General features: G+C 72.4%; 18 protein-coding genes. 9 read left to right on the top strand and 9 right to left on the bottom strand.

The window, feature by feature from the left end; genetic code table 11:
• Window positions 1–8 precede the first annotated feature (8 nt).
• The 5 genes from AMK26_RS28115 (at window position 9) to AMK26_RS28095 (ending at window position 3,734) form a co-directional block, all read left to right on the top strand.
• Window positions 9–1,364, top strand: coding sequence for an APC family permease (locus AMK26_RS28115; protein ID WP_073757645.1), 1,356 nt, complete (start codon window positions 9–11; stop codon window positions 1,362–1,364).
• A gap of 139 nt (window positions 1,365–1,503) precedes the next feature.
• On the top strand, window positions 1,504–2,064 hold the full coding sequence (locus tag AMK26_RS28110) for a roadblock/LC7 domain-containing protein (RefSeq protein WP_073757643.1): 561 nt from the start codon (window positions 1,504–1,506) through the stop codon (window positions 2,062–2,064).
• Window positions 2,061–2,825, top strand: a complete 765-nt coding sequence (locus AMK26_RS28105; protein ID WP_073757641.1) for a hypothetical protein — start codon at window positions 2,061–2,063, stop codon at window positions 2,823–2,825. The genes AMK26_RS28110 and AMK26_RS28105 overlap by 4 nt, the downstream gene beginning before the upstream one ends.
• Before the next feature lie 25 nt (window positions 2,826–2,850).
• Entirely contained in the window at window positions 2,851–3,354 is a 504-nt protein-coding gene (locus tag AMK26_RS28100; protein ID WP_073757871.1) for a roadblock/LC7 domain-containing protein, read from the top strand.
• 5 nt (window positions 3,355–3,359) lie between these two features.
• Window positions 3,360–3,734, top strand: coding sequence for a hypothetical protein (locus AMK26_RS28095; RefSeq protein ID WP_073757639.1), 375 nt, complete (start codon window positions 3,360–3,362; stop codon window positions 3,732–3,734).
• A gap of 31 nt (window positions 3,735–3,765) precedes the next feature.
• On the opposite strand, the gene AMK26_RS28090 is transcribed toward AMK26_RS28095, so the two are convergent.
• The 7 genes from AMK26_RS28090 to AMK26_RS28060 form a co-directional block, all read right to left on the bottom strand.
• Window positions 3,766–4,326, bottom strand: coding sequence for a hypothetical protein (locus AMK26_RS28090; protein ID WP_073757637.1), 561 nt, complete (start codon window positions 4,324–4,326; stop codon window positions 3,766–3,768).
• Between the two features lie 110 nt (window positions 4,327–4,436).
• Window positions 4,437–5,282, bottom strand: coding sequence for a MurR/RpiR family transcriptional regulator (locus AMK26_RS28085; RefSeq protein WP_073757869.1), 846 nt, complete (start codon window positions 5,280–5,282; stop codon window positions 4,437–4,439).
• 123 nt (window positions 5,283–5,405) lie between these two features.
• Window positions 5,406–6,503 carry a Gfo/Idh/MocA family protein gene (locus AMK26_RS28080; RefSeq protein ID WP_158071153.1) on the bottom strand — a complete coding sequence of 366 codons (1,098 nt, stop codon included), beginning with the start codon at window positions 6,501–6,503 and terminating at the stop codon, window positions 5,406–5,408.
• Between the two features lie 22 nt (window positions 6,504–6,525).
• On the bottom strand, window positions 6,526–7,329 hold the full coding sequence (locus AMK26_RS28075) for a hypothetical protein (protein ID WP_073757633.1): 804 nt from the start codon (window positions 7,327–7,329) through the stop codon (window positions 6,526–6,528).
• Window positions 7,330–7,358: 29 nt separating this feature from the next.
• The gene (locus AMK26_RS28070) at window positions 7,359–8,465 is read right to left on the bottom strand and encodes a hypothetical protein (RefSeq protein ID WP_073757631.1); all 1,107 of its coding nucleotides are present in this window, start codon (window positions 8,463–8,465) and stop codon (window positions 7,359–7,361) included.
• Window positions 8,462–9,649, bottom strand: a complete 1,188-nt coding sequence (locus AMK26_RS28065; protein WP_198944177.1) for a type III PLP-dependent enzyme — start codon at window positions 9,647–9,649, stop codon at window positions 8,462–8,464. The genes AMK26_RS28070 and AMK26_RS28065 overlap by 4 nt, the downstream gene beginning before the upstream one ends.
• Window positions 9,650–9,734: 85 nt before the next feature.
• Window positions 9,735–11,180, bottom strand: coding sequence for a wax ester/triacylglycerol synthase family O-acyltransferase (locus AMK26_RS28060; RefSeq protein ID WP_073757627.1), 1,446 nt, complete (start codon window positions 11,178–11,180; stop codon window positions 9,735–9,737).
• 192 nt (window positions 11,181–11,372) lie between these two features.
• Between AMK26_RS28060 and AMK26_RS28055 the strand changes: the two genes are divergently transcribed.
• Window positions 11,373–11,807: a hypothetical protein gene (locus AMK26_RS28055; RefSeq protein ID WP_073757625.1), complete on the top strand. Its 435-nt coding sequence runs from the start codon at window positions 11,373–11,375 to the stop codon at window positions 11,805–11,807.
• Between the two features lie 243 nt (window positions 11,808–12,050).
• Here AMK26_RS28055 and AMK26_RS28050 read toward each other — a convergent pair whose 3' ends face one another.
• Window positions 12,051–13,436, bottom strand: coding sequence for a cystathionine beta-synthase (locus tag AMK26_RS28050; RefSeq protein ID WP_073757623.1), 1,386 nt, complete (start codon window positions 13,434–13,436; stop codon window positions 12,051–12,053).
• Window positions 13,437–13,540: 104 nt separating this feature from the next.
• On the opposite strand from AMK26_RS28050, the gene AMK26_RS28045 reads away from it, so the two are divergent.
• From AMK26_RS28045 to AMK26_RS28035, 3 genes are all read left to right on the top strand, one after another.
• Window positions 13,541–14,542, top strand: a complete 1,002-nt coding sequence (locus tag AMK26_RS28045) for an SGNH/GDSL hydrolase family protein (protein WP_241838098.1) — start codon at window positions 13,541–13,543, stop codon at window positions 14,540–14,542.
• 663 nt (window positions 14,543–15,205) lie between these two features.
• Window positions 15,206–16,426 (top strand): acetyl-CoA C-acetyltransferase, encoded by a 1,221-nt coding sequence (locus AMK26_RS28040; protein WP_073757619.1) that lies wholly within the window; start codon window positions 15,206–15,208, stop codon window positions 16,424–16,426.
• Window positions 16,427–16,751: 325 nt separating this feature from the next.
• Window positions 16,752–17,621 carry a hypothetical protein gene (locus AMK26_RS28035; RefSeq protein WP_198944188.1) on the top strand — a complete coding sequence of 290 codons (870 nt, stop codon included), beginning with the start codon at window positions 16,752–16,754 and terminating at the stop codon, window positions 17,619–17,621.
• Here the strand turns inward: AMK26_RS28035 and AMK26_RS28030 are convergent.
• Window positions 17,605–17,931, bottom strand: a complete 327-nt coding sequence (locus AMK26_RS28030; RefSeq protein ID WP_073757615.1) for a hypothetical protein — start codon at window positions 17,929–17,931, stop codon at window positions 17,605–17,607. The two genes, AMK26_RS28035 and AMK26_RS28030, sit on opposite strands and share 17 nt — an antisense overlap.
• Window positions 17,932–17,986: the final 55 nt, after the last annotated feature.

Genomic DNA, 17,986 nt, shown 5'->3' with positions numbered 1-17,986 from the left:
ACCACCCCATGACCACCACCGAACAGCCCGCGGGAGCTCGCGCGGAGCCGTCTCTCAAGCGGGTCATCGGACCAAAACTGCTGGTCCTCTTCGTCATCGGCGACATCCTGGGCACCGGCATCTACGCCACCACCGGCAAGGTGGCCGGGAAGGTGGGGGGCGCGCTCTGGCTGCCCTTCGTGATCGGCTTCGTCGTCGCGATCCTGACGGCGGCGTCGTACGTCGAACTCGTCGGCAAGTACCCGAAGGCGGCCGGGGCGGCCCTCTACACCCAGAAGGCGTTCAAGGTTCCCTTCCTGACCTTCATCGTCGCCTTCATGGTGATGTGCTCGGGCCTGTCGTCCGCGAGCGCGGCGGCCCGCGCCTTCAGCGGGGACTACCTCGCCGAGTTCACGGAGGGCGTGGTTCCGCCCACGCTGATCGCGATCCTCTTCATCCTCGCCCTCGCCGCGCTGAACCTGCGGGGCGTGTCGGAGTCCGTGAAGACGAACGTCGTCCTCACCCTCGTCGAGCTGACCGGCCTGGCGATCATCCTCGCCATCGGCGCGTGGGCGGTGCTGACGGACGGCGGTGAGCCGTCACGGCTGGGGGAGTTCCAGGCGACCGGCACCGGGTACGCGCTGCTCACCAGCGTGCTGGGGGCGACGGCGCTCGGCTTCTTCGCGTTCGTCGGCTTCGAGGACTCGGTCAACATGGCCGAGGAGACCCGGGACCCGGTACGCACCTTCCCCCGGGCGATCTTCACGGGCGTCGCCGTCACCGGCACCATCTACGTCCTGGTGGCGCTGGTCTCCTCGCTCCTGGTCGACCACCGCACCCTGGAGAAGTCCAGCGGGCCACTCCTTGAGGTCGTCAAGGCCGGCGGACTCGACTTCCCGCCCAAGGCCTTCGCCCTCATCGCGCTGTTCGCCGTCACCAACTCGGCCCTCATCAACATCATGATGGCCTCGCGCCTCTGCTACGGCATGGCCAACGAACGCATCCTGCCCCGCGCCATGGGCCGCGTCCTGCGCGTACGCCGCACCCCCGTCGTCGGCATCGTCTTCGTCTCGCTCCTGGCGGTCGGGCTGGTCTCGACCGGCGAGATCGAGGGCCTGGGCGACACGACGGCGTTCCTGCTGCTGTGCGTCTTCGCGGTGGTCAACATCGCGGTACTGGTACTGCGCCGCGACCGGGTCGAGCACAAGCACTTCCGTACGCCGACGGCGCTGCCGGTGCTCGGTGCGATCACCGCGCTGATCCTCGCCAGCCCGCTGGCCGACCGGGACGCGGACGTCTACATCCGGGCGGGGATCCTGCTGGCGATCGGCGTGGGGCTGTGGGCGGTCAACAAGGTGGTCATGCGGGCACGCGGAGAGTCGTAACCGGCGACCTTATCGCTCGCGGGGCACGTTCCATTGGAAAATGCCAGAACTCCCACCTGCCGAGCGAACGTTGCGTAGCGTCGTGGTCACAGCACCTTTGGACGTGGATGCGCAACGGGGAACTGGGAGGGGAGCCCGCGTGCCCGGAATCGACGAGTGCCTGCGCGAAGTGATGAGCCTGCCGGGCGCGCGGGGAGCGGCACTCGTCGACTGGACCAGTGGCCTGGCCCTCGGCACGGCCGGCCAGTCCCCGGTGGGCGACCACGAGACGACGGCGGCGGAGACGGCGGAACTGGCGCGGGCGGCCGCGGAGTACGAGTCGTTCGCCCCGGACGCGTCACCGGCGGCGGGTGCGGCGGCCTTACCCGCGGCGGGCCAGGCGCCCGGACCGGACGCGTTACCGGCGGCCTTGCCCGCGGCGGGCCAGGCCGCCTTACCCGCGGCCCTGCCCCCCGACCCGGGCGGGCGGCCCGCCGCGGCCCTGCTCCCGGCGTTGCCGACAGGCGGTACGGACCCGAAGGCGCCGCCCGTCGAGGACGTCATCGTCACCACCCGTACCGGCTACCACGTCCTGCGGTTCGTCGAGACGACGTTCGACAGCAGCGTGTTCCTCCACCTGTGGCTGGACCGCTCCACCGGCAACCTGGCGCTCGCCCGCCTCCGCCTGCGGGAGCTGGCCGAGCGGCTGGTGCTGGTATGAGGGCGCATGCCGCCGGAGCCGTCGTCGTCTCGCCGATGCTGCTGCGGCTCGCGCGCGAGCGGGCGACCGGGGCGCTGGTGCGCGACCACGGGACGCTGTACCTCGTCGACGGGCGGGTCGTGCACGCGGAGAGCCCCGTCGCGCCCGGGCCTGACGTCCTGCTGACGGCGGGCGGTCGTCGGCCGCGGCGCGGCCGGATCGCGGTCGGCGAGCTGGAGATCTGCCGGCTGGGCGCCCTGTTCGACGCCGCGTTCTTCGCGCTCGCGCCCGGCCGCGGTCCGGCGCGCTTCCAGTACGGCACCGTTCACGGGACGCACGCCGTGCGCGCCGTACGCCCCGTCTCCGCGGCCGACGTGGAGCGGGAGACGCTGCGCCGCCGTGAGCTGCTCGACAGCGTGTGGCCCTACCCCGCCGTCGACGCCGCGCCCGTCGTCCCGCGCCCCGCCGCCCCCGGCCAGACGGTCACCGCCCGCGGGCGCGCCCTGCTGGCCCACGCCGACGGCACCCGTACCCCGGCGCAGCTCGCCTGGGCGCTGGGAAGGCCCGCGTTCCACACCCTGCTGGACGTCCGGCGGCTGGCCGCGGCCGGGCTGGTGGCGACGCCGCCGGAGCCGTCCCCGTACGACCCCGCCCCGCACCGACCGTCCCCGTACGACCCCGCCCCGCACCGACCGTCCCCGCACCCGGTCGCGGGCTTCACGCCCGACCCGGACATCGCCCTGCTCCGCCGACTCCGTGACGCCCTGGAGGCCCATCTGTGACCACCCGTACGCCCCCTACGCGCTCATGAGGCGCGCCCTACGACAGCGCGCCGAGAGGAGACAGCTGATGACGGCGGCCGAAGCCGAGGTGCTCGGCGAGCTGAGGCGCCTGCGCGCCCGGGTCCCGCAGGTGACCGGGGCGCTCGCGGCCAGCGCCGACGGCCTGGTCCTGGCCCGGGACACGGCGGACGCCGACGCCGCGGAGGGCGTCGCCGCGCTCACCGCGGCAGCGCTCGGCGTGGCGCTGCGGCTCACCGAGGCCACCGGGCAGGGCGGCTTCCGCGAGCTGCTGGTCCGGGGCGAGCACGGCTACGTCGCGACGTACGCGGCCGGCGGCTCCGCCGTCCTGACGGTCCTGGCCGAGCCGCGCATCAACGTGGGCCGGCTCCACCTGGAGGCCCGGCGGGCCGGCCTCCGGATCGGCGAGCTGGTCGACGGCGCCCTGCGGCCACGTACGCCCGCACCCCATGAACCCGCCCCCCGACAAGCCATACCGCCCCTCCCGTCCCACAAACCGAAGGAAGCGTGACACTCATGGCCAACACCGAAACCGCCCTCAAGGAAGCCACCACCGTCATCGACGGCGCCTTGGGTGCCGCCCTCGTCGACTACACCAGCGGCATGGCCCTCGGCACGATCGGTGGCGGCAAGGACCTGGACCTGGCGGTGGCCGCCGCGGGCAACACCGACGTCGTACGCGCCAAGGTGCGCACCATGGAGATGCTGGGCATCAACGAGGAGATCGAGGACATCCTGATCACCCTGGGGTCCCAGTACCACCTCATCCGGCTCCTCAAGGGCCGGGGCACGAACGGCCTGTTCCTTTACCTGGCGCTGGACAAGGGACGGGCGAACCTGGCGATGGCCCGCCACCAGCTGCGGAAGATCGAGGCCGAGCTGGAGGTCTGACGGGAGGTCCGACCGGAGGTCCGACGGGCGCTCAGCGGCGCCGCGCCCCGCCCGGTGCGGCGTCGCCCGCCGCGATCCCCGTCGACCGGTACGCCTTGACGGGCTCACCGGCCGGCCCCTTGCCGAGCCAGTCGGTACGCACCCACCACAGGGTCTCCTCGGTACGTTCCCGGTGGCCGAGCCACAGCGCCTTCAGCCACAGCCCGGCGCCCGCCCCCGCCAGCCACAGCCCGCCCGCGCCGGGCAGCGCGAACGACGATCCGACGGCGGCGAGGAACGCGCCCAGCAGCCACCAGCGGTGGGCGCGCCGCCGGACCCGCAGCGTCACGGCCCGGTCCTGGAGGAAGTCCGCCCGCGCGGCCCTCGTGGCCCCGGCGGCCAGCCGCGTGTAGCGCCCGCGCCGCACCAGGGCCACGGCGGCGGCCGTCACCAGGAAGAGGGCAACCCCGGCGAGCAGCCCTGCGCTCCGCCCGGTGAGCCCGGGCAGCAGCGCACCGATCCCGGCGGCGAGCAGTCCCGCCCACCACATGGGCGCGGCCCCCGCCCGTACGGCCACGGCCACTCTCGCCAGCGCCTGCCCTCCACGTGCCACGTCCGCCTCCCCTGTTCCACGGTCACCTGGGTGCGGCGGGAGGGTAACGCCCTTTCCTTAAAGCCTTCTGAGAGGAGCCGCCTTGAAGGCCTCACTCCACTTGGAAGGCCTCACTCCACGAACAGCCCCCGCGCGGCGGCCGCGGCGTCGAACTCCTCCAGCCGTGCCTGCGCGTCCGGCAGCCCGTCGCACATCGCCTCCAGCAGCACCCGCCCCAGCAGCATCGGCGCGCACGCCGTGTCGAAGGCCAGGCCGGTGCCGACGGCCGCCGGGATCAGCAGGTCGCTGTGCTTGGCGACCGGCGCGAACGCGGAGTCGGCCACCGTCACGACGGTCAGCCCGGCGTCGCGCGCGTACGCGAGCGCGTCGACGACCTCCCGGGGGTGCCGGGGCAGTGCGAAGCACAGCAGCACGGTGGCGCCCGCCCGTACGGCCGCGTCGATGCGGTCGGTGAGCATCGTGCCGCCCTCGTCGAGCAGCCGTACGTCCGGGTGGACCTTCGCCGCGAAGTACGCGAAGCCGCGTGCCTGGGAGGAGGCGGCCCGCAGCCCCAGGACGGGCAGCGGCCGCGAGGAGGCGAGCAGGCGCCCGGCGCGCTCCACCGGCTCGGGGTCGGCGAGCAGCTCGGCGAGGTGCCGCAGGTTCTCGATCTCGCCCAGCACGGCCTGCTGGTACTCGTTGTACGTCGACTCCCCCGCCGCCCCGGCGGCCGGCTCGGCGGGCGCCACCTCGCGCAGGTGCTTGCGCAGCGCGGGGTAGCCGTCGAAGCCGAGCGCCACCGCGAAGCGGGTGACGGACGGCTGGCTGACCCCGGCGAGCTCGGCCAGCTCCACGCTGGACAGGAACGGTACGTCGCCGGCGCGCCGCACCATCGAGTGGGCGATCCGGCGCTGTGTGGGCGTCAGCCGGTGCCCCTCGAAGAGCGCCTGCAGCCGTGCGGCAGGGCTGTCGCTCATCCCGTTCCCGCGTGTCATGCCGTTCCCCCGTTCACCCAGGACCATCGCCGACTTATTCAGCCACTAAAAACTCTGCATGACCATATACAGCGCCGGCAAGGGCGGGATGCCGGCGGCCGGTGATCAGGACTTCTCGGCCGCCGCCCGCAGGATGTCGATCATCAGATGGGTGTCCTGGAGTGCTTCCGCCACGCCCGTCAGGGGCTGCAGCCCGGGAGAGGTCACGCACGCGTGGAAATGGCGGAGCTGGGCCCTGAACGCCTCCTCGTAGGAACCGGTGATGACCTCCTCGACGGCGGCTCCCCTGGAGTGGCCCCCGCCGGACGCGGCTTCGTCCCGCCGGACCGTGACGGTCGACGGTGTGTGCCGCAGGAACGGGTTGGAGATGTCGAGCGTGACCGTACGGTCGGCCCCCCACACGGTCAGGCTCTCCTCGAACCGGTGCAGCGAGGTGCTCGCCCCCTGGAAGGTGCACTGGAAGCCGTCGGCGTACTGCAGTGAGGCGGTCATCACCGTGCCGTCCGGGGAGGAGTGGGCCTTGATGGACGTGGGAGCGGCGGGGAACGCGGCCCGGTAGACGTTGATGTCGTGGCTCCACACCCCGAACATGTCCATATAGGCGTCCATGATGTTCTCCGGAGCGGCGCCGAACTCCTCCAGGACCCTGAGGCGCCGGGCGTCCGTCTCCTCCTGTACCGGGCTGCTGGAGCGCACGATCCGGGCCAGCTCGGGAATGATCCAGTTCCCGTACCGGGGCCCCACGACGATGTGGATCCTCGCCATGAGGGGGCGGGCTATCCGGGCGATCTCCTCCAGGCCGCGCCGCACGCCGCTGTCGTAGCGCTTCATATAGCCCACCATCAGCTTGGCACCGGTCCGCGCCGAGGCGGCGGCCATCTCCTCGATCTCCTTGACGGTGTAGCCGAGGGGCTTTTCGGTGAACACGTGCTTCCCGCGTTCCAGGGCGGCCAGCACAGGGCCCGCGTGGTCGAGGTTGAGGACGACGACCGCGTCGATGTCGGGGGCCTTGGCCAGCATCTCCTCCAAGGAGGTGCAGGTCTCCCGGACCTGGAAACGCTCGGCCACCAGCTCGGCCAGGTCGGCGGACCGGTCGCACACCGCCACGATCTCGAATCGGTCGCGCAGTTCGGCGAGGTACGGGAGGTGCATCAACTGGGCGATCATTCCGCAACCCAGGACACCCACCTTGACACGGGACACGCGGATCTCCTCCATGAATCGACTACTCGGCCGGCAGCGGTGACCGCCGCCGGATCACCTGGTCCAGGATGTCGACGACCCCGTCCAGCCCTGCCCGCCCCGACACGTACCAGGCCGCTTCCCGCACGTCGTCGGGGATGTCCGCGTCCCCCACGAAGGCACACGTCACGCCCGGCGCGTCCGGGACCCAGTCCGCCGGCGAATTCCCGACCATGAGCACGTGCCGGTGCTCCTCCCGCGCCAGCCGTGCCAGGGCCCTGCGTTTCCCCAGCCGCGTACGGGCATAGGGATGGATCCCCAGGTACGTACGGTCGGGGCCGAGCTCCACCGACATGTCGACGCGATGGCGGACCGCCCAGCCGGTCAGGTGCCGTTCGGCCGCGCCGATGAACTCCGGGGGCCCGAACACGCTCACCGACGCCCGCCGGTTGGCCCCGAAGGCCCACGCGTGGCGGGCCGGTGGAACGCCGCCGAACTCCGGCGCTGTCGCGTCCTCGGCCCGGACGAGCCGATGAGCGGAGGCCACCGCCGCCACTTCCGTACGAATCCGCTGCCGCGCCGGGAAGGGAGTCATGACGCGTACCGCTCCGCCGACCGCGACCACGTTCCCGTTCTCGGCGACCACGGGGAAGCCGGGCGGCGTACCGAGGCCGACGACCCGCCCGAATGCCCAGAGCTGTTCGAGGGGCGAGTCCGAGCACAGACCGACGCGGATCCCCGCCGAGCCCAGCAGACGCGCCAGGCGGGCGACAGGGGCGAAGGCGGCCGCGTCCGGAGGCGGCCCGGGCAGTGACGGCACCAGCGTGCCGTTGACGTCGAGGAGCACGGCATCCAACCGCTCCTGGCCGGGCCCCGTCACCTGACAGCCGCCGGCGCATCGAGGCCGGAGCGGTCCCCGGATTCCGCGACCACGTCGATCCAGCGGTCCATCCGGACCCCGAGCCCCTCCAGTAGGGAGCAGACGGGCCGCGACAGGGAAGCCATGCCCAGGGAGACCAGCAGCCGGCGAGTGGCGGGATGGAGATCGGCGACCCTGACAGTGCGCCCCAGGACCTGCCCCGCCCGAGCGAAGAAACGCCGGTTGGCCTCCAGCATGCTGAGGGCGAACTCCTTCTCGTACGCGGCGGCGAGGCCGACCCGCGCCGTGGTGCTGACGAAAGGGAGCCAGTACGGCGCGCGTCCCCACGTCCGGTCGGGCAGCCGGACGACCAGCCCCGACGCGCCGAGCAGGAAGTTCCTCGGATCCGTCAGCTCCATGACGCGTTCCGCCGCGGCGGCGCCGCCCACGGCCCGGTACTGGAGTACGGGGTCGACGGCGACGCCCAGGATGCCGGTCGGGGCGGTACCGGCCAGGCGGATGCCGGGTATCGCGCGCCGTACGCGCACGCCCGCTTCCTGAAGCAGACGGATCACGCCGGCCAGGGTCGCGCCGGTGGACACGTCGTCCTCGACGAGTGTGTAGCCGTGCTCGGGCGGATCCTTCAGGAGCGTGGTGATCTGCCTGCCGATCGGGTCGGCGTCCGGCCTCGGCACCAGTCCGAGCGCCTTCCGGCCGCCGAGCAGGAAGCCCCTCGACACGCGCAACGGGCGGGCGGCGCGCTCCACCAGCGGATCGAGACTGATCACCGGTCCGCCCCCGACCCAGCGGCGGACGGACCGCTCCAGCTGGTGCGCGTCGACGACATGGAAAGCGATCCCCCTGGGCCCGTACGCCGTGTCACGGAACGCGCCGCGGAGGTCGTCCTGGAAGGCCCGGTAGCTCTCGGTCAGGGCGGTGGACAACTCGCTGGGCGGCACGGCGCTCCGTCCGGACAGCCGACGGCACAACTGCTCGACGCAGTACGCGGTGTCGTCACGCATGATCAGGACGAAGGCGCCCGCGGCGGGCACGTCCACGTACGTGGGTGCGTCCAGCGTGGGGTCCGGCTGGACGACACGGAGATCGGAAACGACTGCCCTCATGTCGTGTACCGGTCGCGGCCCAGGAAGGCACGGCTGCGGTCGACTTCCCTCTCCCCGTCGACCACCACCTCCAGGGGCATGGGGTGGCAGTGGAACAGGGCCAGAGAGGAATGCAGGCCGTAGGCGCCGACATTCGGTACGACGACGAGGTCGCCCACGGTCACATCCGGAAGGGATCCGTTCACAGCCCAGACGTCCAGCGGGTGACAGAGGGGGCCGGTGACGATCGTTCCCCCCGTACCGTCCCCGTCATCGCTGCCAGTGCCGTGGAGCTGGAGGCCGGGTTCGACCCGTTCCTCCTTCCCGAGGCCGGACATGCCCCCAAGATGGTTGACTCCGGTGTCCAGGACGACAACGCGCCGCCCCCGTGACTCCTTCACGTCAAGGACCCGGGTCAGCAGGCGGCCGCAACCGGCCGTCAGATAGCGGCCCGACTCGAAGACGACCCGGCGCTCCCCCTCCGGCCGGCCCGGCAGCCGCTTCCGTAGCAGGCGATGGAGCTCCTCCCTGAGCGAGTCGAATCGCGGCAGGTCGCCGGCGACCGCGTAGGGCGCGCCGAAGCCGCCACCGAGATCCACCACGGGCAGGGTGCGGCCGAGCGCCTGCTCCACCTGCTCCACCACATCGAGGGCGTACCCGAACGTCGCGAGCAGCGCGGCCTCCTGGTGGAGGTTGCTGCCCATGTAGAGGTGGAGGCCCTGCAGTTCGGCGTACTCCCTGCTCCGGAACATCCAGGGCTTCTCCAGCACCCACGACAGGTCCGCACCGAACTGCGAGGGGCCTCCGGTCATCGCCAGGCCCGCGCCCACCGGCGGATCAGCCGGATTGACCCGCAGCAACGCGGAGAGCCGGGTGAGATGGGCACGGCCGGAACGGTCCAGCTGGTCCAGCGCGGACGGGGAGTCGACGGAGAACTGACGGACCCCGTGCGAAATCGCCCGGGATATGTCCTGGTCCCGCTTTCCGGGGCCGGTGTAGAGAATGCCGGCGGGGGGAAATCCCGCCTGAATGGCAGCCTCCAGTTCACCGGGAGAGCTCACCTCCGCCTGGCACCCCAGGGAAGCGATGTGCCGGAGCACGGTGGGGTGAGGATTCGCTTTCAGCGAGTAAAGCAGAGTGGCCGATTCCGGTAATGCGTCCAGCAGGTGCGCGTGCGCGCGCCGTATCGCGGACAGATCGTACACATAGGCGGGGGTTTCCACTGGTGTGCCATGAGCCGTTCCCCCGGTCACCGCTCCACCGACACCGACATCCACAGAGAGAAGCCCTTCATGAATCCACTTGGTCTTTTTCCGCGGGGGCGAGCTGGGCCCCGCCCAGGTCCAGCGCCCGCTCCAGGAGGCCCAGTTCGTCGCTCGCGTACTCCGCCAGTTCATCGAGGAAGGGAAGCGCGTCGCGGTCGCCGACGAACCCGAGATTGAGCCGCCCGGACGACGAACAGGCCGCGACGAACAGGCGCACCCCATGGCAGACACTGCCCAGGGGGTGGATCGACTCCAGCGCGGAACCCGCGAAGTACTGCTGCTTCGGTGAGCCCGGCACGTTCGACACGACGATGTTGTACGGGGGGCGTGTCCTGCCGCCCAGGCCCAGGACGTTCTGCGCGACGAACGGCCAGGTGAACAGTGCCCCGTAGAGTCCGGCCGCGTCCGGGGGCAGTTCGCCCAGCTCCTTCTTGGCGATCCCGCTGGATCGCGACACCGTCCGGAGCCGCTCCAGCGGGTCGGCGACGTCGGTGCCGAGGCTCATGACCGTCATGGCGAAGGCATTGGCGGTCTCCGTGTCGCCCGCCGCCCGCGTCGACACCGGGGTTCCGGCGGTCAGCGAGCGCTCCGGCAGGGTCCCGGCCTCGGCCAGGCACCGCCGCAGAGCGCCGCCGCACACGGACAGGAGGACGTCGTTGACGGTCACGCCGGCGGTGTGGGCCACCGTACGGAAACGCTGGAAGTCGTAGTGCCGCGTGGCCACCCGGCGTTGCTGTCCGACCGCCCCGTTCACCCGGGACCGGGGTATGGCGAACGGTACCGCGCGAGCCGGATCGTCCGAGGCGAGGGCGCCCTCCACCATCTTCCTGGCGGCACGGCCCGCCGCGGCTCCCGTGGCCATCGTCGCGCCGACACCCGCCAGCACCCGTGCCACCGGCGACGCGCCGCCCCCGCCCGGCTCGGCTCCACCCGGCTCGGCGGCGTCGGTGGTCGCCACGCTCCACAGGGCCCGCACCCCGCCGTCCAGCGGATCGGCGGTCAGCATGTACCGAAGGCGCCGTACGGCCCCGAGCCCGTCGATGAGCGCGTGGTGGACCTTGAAGTAGAGCGCGTACCGGTCGTCCGCCAGGCCCTCGATGAGGTGGCACTCCCACAGCGGCCGGGTGAGATCGAGCGGCCGGGAGTGGAGCTGTGAGACGAGGTCGTGCAATTCGCTCGCACCGCCGGGTGTGGGCAGCGCGGAGCGGCGTACGTGATGGGACCGGTCGACGTCCTGCTCGTCCAGGACGTCCCACGCGCCGGCGAACGCCCTTCGCCCCGGGTGGCGCAGCCGGAAGGTGAACGGCGCCGCGACGGGTGCGGCACGGAGGCGGGTGAGCAGCCGGTGGACGTGGTGCGGCGGGCCGGCGCCGCCGGGTGACGCGAAGGTGGCCAGAAAGGCGACGTGCTGGGGCGTGCTTGCGGATTCCAGGGCGAGAAAGACCCGGTCCGCGATTTCTATCCTGGTCACCGCACCTCTTCTCCGGCGAGTTCCTGGCGGATGCGCAACAGCTTGGTGCGCGCCGGGCGAACGGGCAAGCGGATCAAGGGTATCGGCGGGAATCCGTGGGATTCCATGAGATTCCGAGGGGGGAGCGCGGGGGGATGAAGAGGGGGGTTAGCCCCACCGACAGCGCGGCTTCGGCCCCGTACCGTATCGAGCATGGAAGCCCGTGACACGGAGCTCGAGAAGGAGCTCGACGCCACCCTCCAGGCGCGCCGCGAACTGGGGACGGAATACGAGTCGGCCCTCGTCGAGTCGTTCCTGGAAAAGGTGGAGCAGCGCCTGGACGCCACGGTCGAGCGCCGCGTCCGCCGCCAGGTCGCCGAGCAGCAGATGATCGTCGCCCGGGGCGCCCGCCCGGGCGGCGGCCTGGGCGGCGGCCTGGGCGGCGGCCCGCCGGTCGGGGAGAACTTCGGCGAGCGCTTCGGCTTCGCCATCGTCTCGCTGATCCTCGCGGTCCCGCTCTCGGCGATCGGCGTCGTGAACGCCGGCCTGGAGGGCCTGATCGTCACCTGGACGGGCATAGTCGGCGTCAACGCGGCGCACTCGCTGCGGGGCATATCCCGGCGGCGGCGCCGGGACGAGGACGCCTGAACGACGCTTGGCGCGGGGACCGCCGCACCCCCGTTGCCGGGGGGCGGGACGACGGCGGTCCCCGCGAGGGACACGGGCCCGGGTCAGGGCCGGTCTCCGCGTCCGCGGCGCGTCTGGAGGTCCGGGAGCCGCTCCGGAGGTCCGTGGCGCCGACACAGACAACGATGCCTGACGCGTGTTAAGTGGGTGCTGCCGCCACATGTCGTGCTCGTACCGATTTCGCGAAGCGGCGTTCCCTTGTGGCTACTTGCCGTCCTTCGCGAGGAAGGTGAGCAGGTCCTGACGGCTCACCACACCGGTCGGCTTGCCCTCGACCAGCACGATCGCCGCGTCGGCCGTGCCCAGTACGGACATCAGGTCGGCGACCGGCTCGCCGGAGCCGACCTGGGGCAGCGGCGGGCTCATGTGCTTGTCGAGCGGGTCGTCGAGGGAGGCGCGCTTGGTGAACAGGGCGTCCAGCAACTCCCGTTCGACGACCGAGCCGACGACCTCGGCGGCCATGACGTCGGGGTGACCGGCGCCGGGCTTGACGATGGGCATCTGGGAGACGCCGTACTCGCGCAGGACGTCGATGGCTTCGCCGACCGTCTCCTCGGGGTGCATGTGGACGAGCTTGGGGATGTCGCCCTCCTTGTGGCGGAGGACGTCGCCGACGCTGGCGGACGGGCCGGACTCCTCCAGGAAGCCGTAGTCGGCCATCCACTCGTCGTTGAAGATCTTGGAGAGGTAGCCCTTGCCGCTGTCGGGGAGGAGGACCACCACGACGTCGTCGGGGCCGAGCCCCTCGGCGACGCGCAGCGCCGCGACGACGGCCATGCCGCAGGAGCCGCCGACCAGGAGGCCCTCCTCCTTGGCGAGGCGGCGGGTCATCTGGAAGGAGTCCTTGTCGGACACGGCGACGATCTCGTCGGTGACGGTCCGGTCGTACGCGGTGGGCCAGAAGTCCTCACCGACACCCTCGACGAGGTAGGGCCGCCCGGAGCCGCCGGAGTAGACGGAGCCCTCGGGGTCGGCGCCGACGATGCGGACCTTGCCGCCGCTGACCTCCTTCAGGTAGCGGCCGGTGCCGGTGATGGTGCCGCCGGTGCCGACGCCGGCGACGAAGTGGGTGATCTTTCCGTCGGTCTGGTCCCACAGCTCGGGACCGGTGGTCTCGTAGTGCGAACGGGGGTTGTTCGGGTTGGAGTACTGGTCCGGCTTCCAGGCGCCCGGCGTCTCACGGACGAGGCGGTCGGAGACGTTGTAGTAGGAGTCGGGGTGCTCGGGGTCCACGGCCGTGGGGCAGACGACCACCTCGGCGCCGTACGCCCGCAGGACGTTGATCTTGTCGGTCGAGACCTTGTCGGGGCAGACGAAGATGCACTTGTAGCCCTTCTGCTGGGCCACGATGGCGAGGCCGACGCCCGTGTTGCCGGACGTGGGCTCGACGATGGTGCCGCCGGGCTTCAGAGCGCCGCTCTCCTCCGCCGCCTCGATCATACGCAGGGCGATACGGTCCTTGACCGAACCGCCGGGGTTGAAGTACTCGACCTTGGCCAGGACGGTGGCCTGCAGGCCCTCGGTCACACTGTTGAGCTTCACCAGCGGGGTGTTGCCGACGAGGCTGATCATCGAGTCGTGGTATTGCACCGTAGTCTCCGGGGTCTCCGTAATGGTCCAGCCAGCGTATGCGTAGTCGGAGGCGGTTACGGGGCAGTTAGCTCTTGTACGGCAACGAGGAGGTGGCTGCCCCTATGTCGAGGGCGAGGGTGGCACGGCGGATCGCCGCCGGCGCGGCGTACGGGGGCGGCGGCATCGGGCTGCTGGGGGTGGCGGCGGTCGGGGTGCTGCTGGCCGAGGTGCAGCTGGCGAAGCGCTCGGTGGGCGGTGGTGTGGCGCCGCTGCCACCGGCGGCCGACGGGCTGTACGGCCGGGGGTACGAAGGCGCTGCCGAGCCCCTGCGGCTCGCCCTCCTGGGTGATTCGACGGCTGCGGGGCAGGGAGTGCGCCGGGCGGGCCAGACGCCCGGCGCGCTGCTCGCCTCGGGGCTGGCGGCGGTCGCGGAACGCCCCGTGGAGCTGCGGAACGTCGCCCTTCCCGGGGCGCGCTCCGACGACCTGGAACGCCAGGTGACCCTGCTGCTGGCCCATCCGGGGCGGATCCCCGACGTGTGCGTGATCATGATCGGGGCGAATGACGTGACGCACCGGATGTCGCCCACGGAGTCGGTGCGCTACCTGGCGACGACCGTGCGCCGGCTGCGTACGGCGGGCGCGGAGGTCGTGGTCGGCACGTGCCCCGACCTGGGCACCATCGAGCCCGTGTACCAGCCGCTGCGGTGGCTGGCGCGGCGGGCCTCGCGCCAGCTGGCCGCCGCCCAGACGATCGTGGTCGTGGAGCAGGGCGGCCGCACGGTGTCGCTGGGCGACCTGCTGGGGCCGGAGTTCGCGGCGAACCCGCGCGAGATGTTCGGGGCGGACAACTACCACCCGTCGGCGGAGGGGTACGCGACGGCGGCGATGGCCGTGCTGCCGACCGTGTGCGCGGTGCTGGGCGTGTGGCCGGAGGCGGACCGGCTGGAGGCGGACCGCCGGGAGGGCATGCTGCCGGTCGCGAAGGCCGCGGCGGAGGCGGTCGAGGAAGCCGGTACGGAGGTCACGGGCGCCCGCGCGCCGTGGGCCCTGCTCAAGCACCGCCGCCGTCGCCGCCTCCCCTCGGTCCAGGACCCCGCCCCTCTCCGCGACGCCCACCCCTGACCCTCCCGCCGGGTGGGCGCGCCCTCCGGGCGGATGCCCCCGGGCCGGCCGCCGCCCCGGCGGGGCGCGCGGTTCGGGCGGGTGCCCATACGCGGGCGCACCGTGGGCCTGCACCGGGCCCACGCCCCGGTCCGGCCGCCGCCCCACGGCGGGGCGCGCGGTTCGGGGGTCGCCCGTGCGCGGGGCGTGCCGTGGCCTGGCCCAGGCCCACACCCGGGGCCGGCCGCCGCCCCGGCGGGGCGCGCCCGCGCGCGGGGTACGCCCCGCGGGGTTGCCGGTGCGCGGGGTGCGCCCTGCGGGGGTTGCCCAAGCGCGGGGCGTGCCGTTGGGGTCCGCTCCGTGGGGCGCGTCCCCCTTCGGGGCCGAGCCGAGGCACCCGGCACCTGCGCGGCGCGAAGCTGCCGCGCTGGGGGTGCGGGGGCGTCAGCCCCCGCGCACACCCCCGGATCCGGGGCGGAGCCCCGGTTCGGGAAGTGGGCCCTGAAGCCCCCCGCCAGGGGGTGAACGCGCTGGTTTCGGGCAGGTGCCGGGTGTGGGCGGGGCCGCAGGGGCTGAGCGAGCGCTTAGAAATGCGGTCCGCATCACACGCCCGCCCCGGTGACCTGGGCCATACGTACGGGTAACTTCCCTCTCAGTCCTGCCCCTCGCCCCTCTGGAGCCGTGATGCCCGAAGCCGTGATCGTCTCAGCCGCCCGCTCCCCCATCGGGCGGGCCTTCAAGGGCTCGTTGAAGGACCTGCGGCCGGACGACCTGACCGCCACGATCGTCCAGGCCGCGCTCGCCAAGGTGCCCGAGCTCGACCCGCGTGACATCGACGACCTGATGCTCGGCTGTGGCCTGCCCGGTGGCGAGCAGGGGCACAACCTGGGCCGGATCGTCGCCGTGCAGATGGGGATGGACCACCTGCCGGGCTGCACCATCACCCGGTACTGCTCCTCGTCGCTCCAGACGTCCCGCATGGCCCTGCACGCCATCAAGGCGGGCGAGGGCGACGTCTTCATCTCCGCCGGTGTCGAGATGGTGTCCCGGTCCGTGAAGGGCAACAGCGACAGCCTGCCCGACACGCACAACCCGGTCTTCGCCGAGGCGGAGGCCCGCACCGCCGCCCGCGCCCAGCAGGAGGGCGCCGACTGGCACGACCCGCGCGAGGACGGGCTGCTGCCCGACGCGTACATCGCTATGGGCCAGACCGCCGAGAACCTGGCGCGCCTGAAGGGCGTCACCCGCCAGGACATGGACGAGTTCGGCGTACGGTCGCAGAACCTCGCCGAGGAGGCCATCAAGAACGGCTTCTGGGAGCGGGAGATCACCCCGGTCACCACCCCCGACGGCACCGTGGTCTCCAAGGACGACGGGCCGCGCGCCGGCGTGACGCTGGAGGGCGTCCAGGGACTGAAGCCGGTCTTCCGCCCCGACGGGCTCGTGACCGCCGGCAACTGCTGCCCGCTCAACGACGGCGCCGCCGCGCTCGTCATCATGAGCGACACCAAGGCGCGGGAGCTGGGCCTGACCCCGCTCGCCCGGATCGTGTCCACGGGCGTCTCGGGCCTGTCGCCCGAGATCATGGGCTACGGGCCGGTCGAGGCCAGCAAGCAGGCCCTCAAGCGCGCGGGGCTGACCATCGGTGACATCGACCTGGTCGAGATCAACGAGGCGTTCGCCGCGCAGGTGATCCCGTCCTACCGCGACCTGGACATCCCGCTGGAGAAGCTGAACGTCAACGGCGGCGCCATCGCCGTCGGCCACCCCTTCGGCATGACGGGCGCCCGCATCACCGGCACGCTGATCAACAGCCTCCAGTTCCACGACAAGCAGTTCGGCCTGGAGACCATGTGCGTCGGAGGCGGCCAGGGCATGGCCATGGTCATCGAGCGGTTGAGCTGAGCTGTGGCGGAGGGTAGGGGTCGCCTGAGGAACGAAGCGGGCGGCACCTGCCCGCAGCGGTAGCGAAGCGGAACGCGACCACAAGAGGCGAGCGGCTCGGCCAACCCCTCCGCGTCCCAGCCGTGACCGAATCTCCCCCAGGATGTGACCTATCTCCCGGGGGAGATTCGTTTGTGCAGGTCAGCCCATCTTTCCGGTTAAACCACGAGGCAAAAGACCTGTCCATTTCGTGACGTAATGCACTGACAGGGGGCGCGGGAGCAGGACAAGCTGATGTAGGAAGTGCGGGGGATCGATTGAAACCGGGAGTAAGTCAGTGAGCGCCATGTCTCTCGCCCTGCTGCTGACCACGGCCGCCGCCACGGCCGTGGGCGCCGCTGCCCTGCACGCCGCCCACGGGCTGCGCAAGCAGGTCACCGCGCTGCGCACGGAGCTCGCCGCCGCGGATGCCGCCGGCCGTACCCCGACCGTCCCCCACGCCCGCGCCGCCGAGGACATACGCGCGGCCGTCGCCGAGGCGCTCGCCGAGGAGCGGGAGCGGGAGCTGGCCGAGGCGCGGGCGTTCTGGGCCGCCCAGGAGGCGCGGGACGCCCACGACGGCCCCGGCGGCCTGCTGGGCGGGCACGCGGCGGCCGGGGCGGGGGCCGAGGACGGGCAGTTCTTCGTGCCGCGCCAGGCGGACTTCGCGGGCCTGGAGGCCGACATGGCTCAGGAGTACGCCGAGTACGCCGACGCCCTGGACGATCTCGACGCCCTCGCCGAGCTGCCCGACTTTCCCGGCATCACCGACCACCCGTACCCCGAGGACTCCCCCGAGCTGGCCGCCGCCCGCCGCCGGCACCCCTCGCACCCCGACTTCGTGCCGGTCCAGACGCCCGTCGTCACCGACCACGAGCGCACCGTGGCCCGCCTGGAGGAGCTCGCCGAGACCCGTACGGCGCTCACCGACGTACGGCCCGGGCCCCTGGGCACGCTGGATGTGTACGTCTTCGCCGACGGCACGACCCTGTGCATGACACCCGGCCACCGGGAGACCGCCGAGCGCCTCGCGGACGCGCTGCGCAACGGTGAGACGCCCGTCCTGCTCGGCGGCTCGGGGGTGTCCGGCGCGTACGCGCTGACCTTCTCGTGCGGCAGCGACGGCGGCGCCGAGAACGTCTACATCCTCGCCGACCGCGTCATAGCGTCGCTGTAGCCCGCCGGACCGCAGACACGGCCTCGTCCAGCTCCCGCTGAAGCGGGGAGCCGGCCGGGGCCGTTCGCAGAATTTCCGCCAAATCGTTGCAGGCCACCACAAGCTGGTCCGCGACCGCGAACAGCCCGGCGTCCGGCATGGTCCGCGGCGGCACGTCCGGTGCCTCCAGCCGCTGGGCCCGCAGTGCCAACTCCCTGGCCAGAGCCAGCGCTTCGGCCGCCGCACCCCGCTGGAGCCGGCTCTGCGGCGCGGCCCGAAGCCGGTCGGCGAGGCGTTCGACGGCGGCGGTCAGTTCTGTCGTATCGAGCACGCCGCGACCCTACGCGCCGCGACGGGACTGTTGCCAACGGGCGAACGCTCAGGCA

It is taken from the genome of Streptomyces sp. CB03234 (genome assembly GCF_001905885.1).
Lineage (GTDB): Bacteria > Actinomycetota > Actinomycetes > Streptomycetales > Streptomycetaceae > Streptomyces.
The sequence above is the reverse complement of the archived record's forward strand: the minus strand, read 5'-3'. Positions and strand labels throughout refer to the sequence as shown.

What these genes read in the sequence shown, in the direction of transcription:
- AMK26_RS28115 (WP_073757645.1), top strand. Translation starts at nt 9, where the DNA reads ATGACCACCACCGAACAGCCCGCGGGAGCTCGCGCGGAGCCGTCTCTC.
- AMK26_RS28105 (WP_073757641.1), top strand. Translation starts at nt 2,061, where the DNA reads ATGAGGGCGCATGCCGCCGGAGCCGTCGTCGTCTCGCCGATGCTGCTG.
- AMK26_RS28100 (WP_073757871.1), top strand. Translation starts at nt 2,851, where the DNA reads ATGAGGCGCGCCCTACGACAGCGCGCCGAGAGGAGACAGCTGATGACG.
- AMK26_RS28095 (WP_073757639.1), top strand. Translation starts at nt 3,360, where the DNA reads ATGGCCAACACCGAAACCGCCCTCAAGGAAGCCACCACCGTCATCGAC.
- AMK26_RS28085 (WP_073757869.1), bottom strand. Translation starts at nt 5,282, where the DNA reads ATGAGCGACAGCCCTGCCGCACGGCTGCAGGCGCTCTTCGAGGGGCAC.
- AMK26_RS28070 (WP_073757631.1), bottom strand. Translation starts at nt 8,465, where the DNA reads ATGAGGGCAGTCGTTTCCGATCTCCGTGTCGTCCAGCCGGACCCCACG.
- AMK26_RS28055 (WP_073757625.1), top strand. Translation starts at nt 11,373, where the DNA reads ATGGAAGCCCGTGACACGGAGCTCGAGAAGGAGCTCGACGCCACCCTC.
- AMK26_RS28045 (WP_241838098.1), top strand. Translation starts at nt 13,541, where the DNA reads ATGTCGAGGGCGAGGGTGGCACGGCGGATCGCCGCCGGCGCGGCGTAC.
- AMK26_RS28040 (WP_073757619.1), top strand. Translation starts at nt 15,206, where the DNA reads ATGCCCGAAGCCGTGATCGTCTCAGCCGCCCGCTCCCCCATCGGGCGG.
- AMK26_RS28035 (WP_198944188.1), top strand. Translation starts at nt 16,752, where the DNA reads ATGTCTCTCGCCCTGCTGCTGACCACGGCCGCCGCCACGGCCGTGGGC.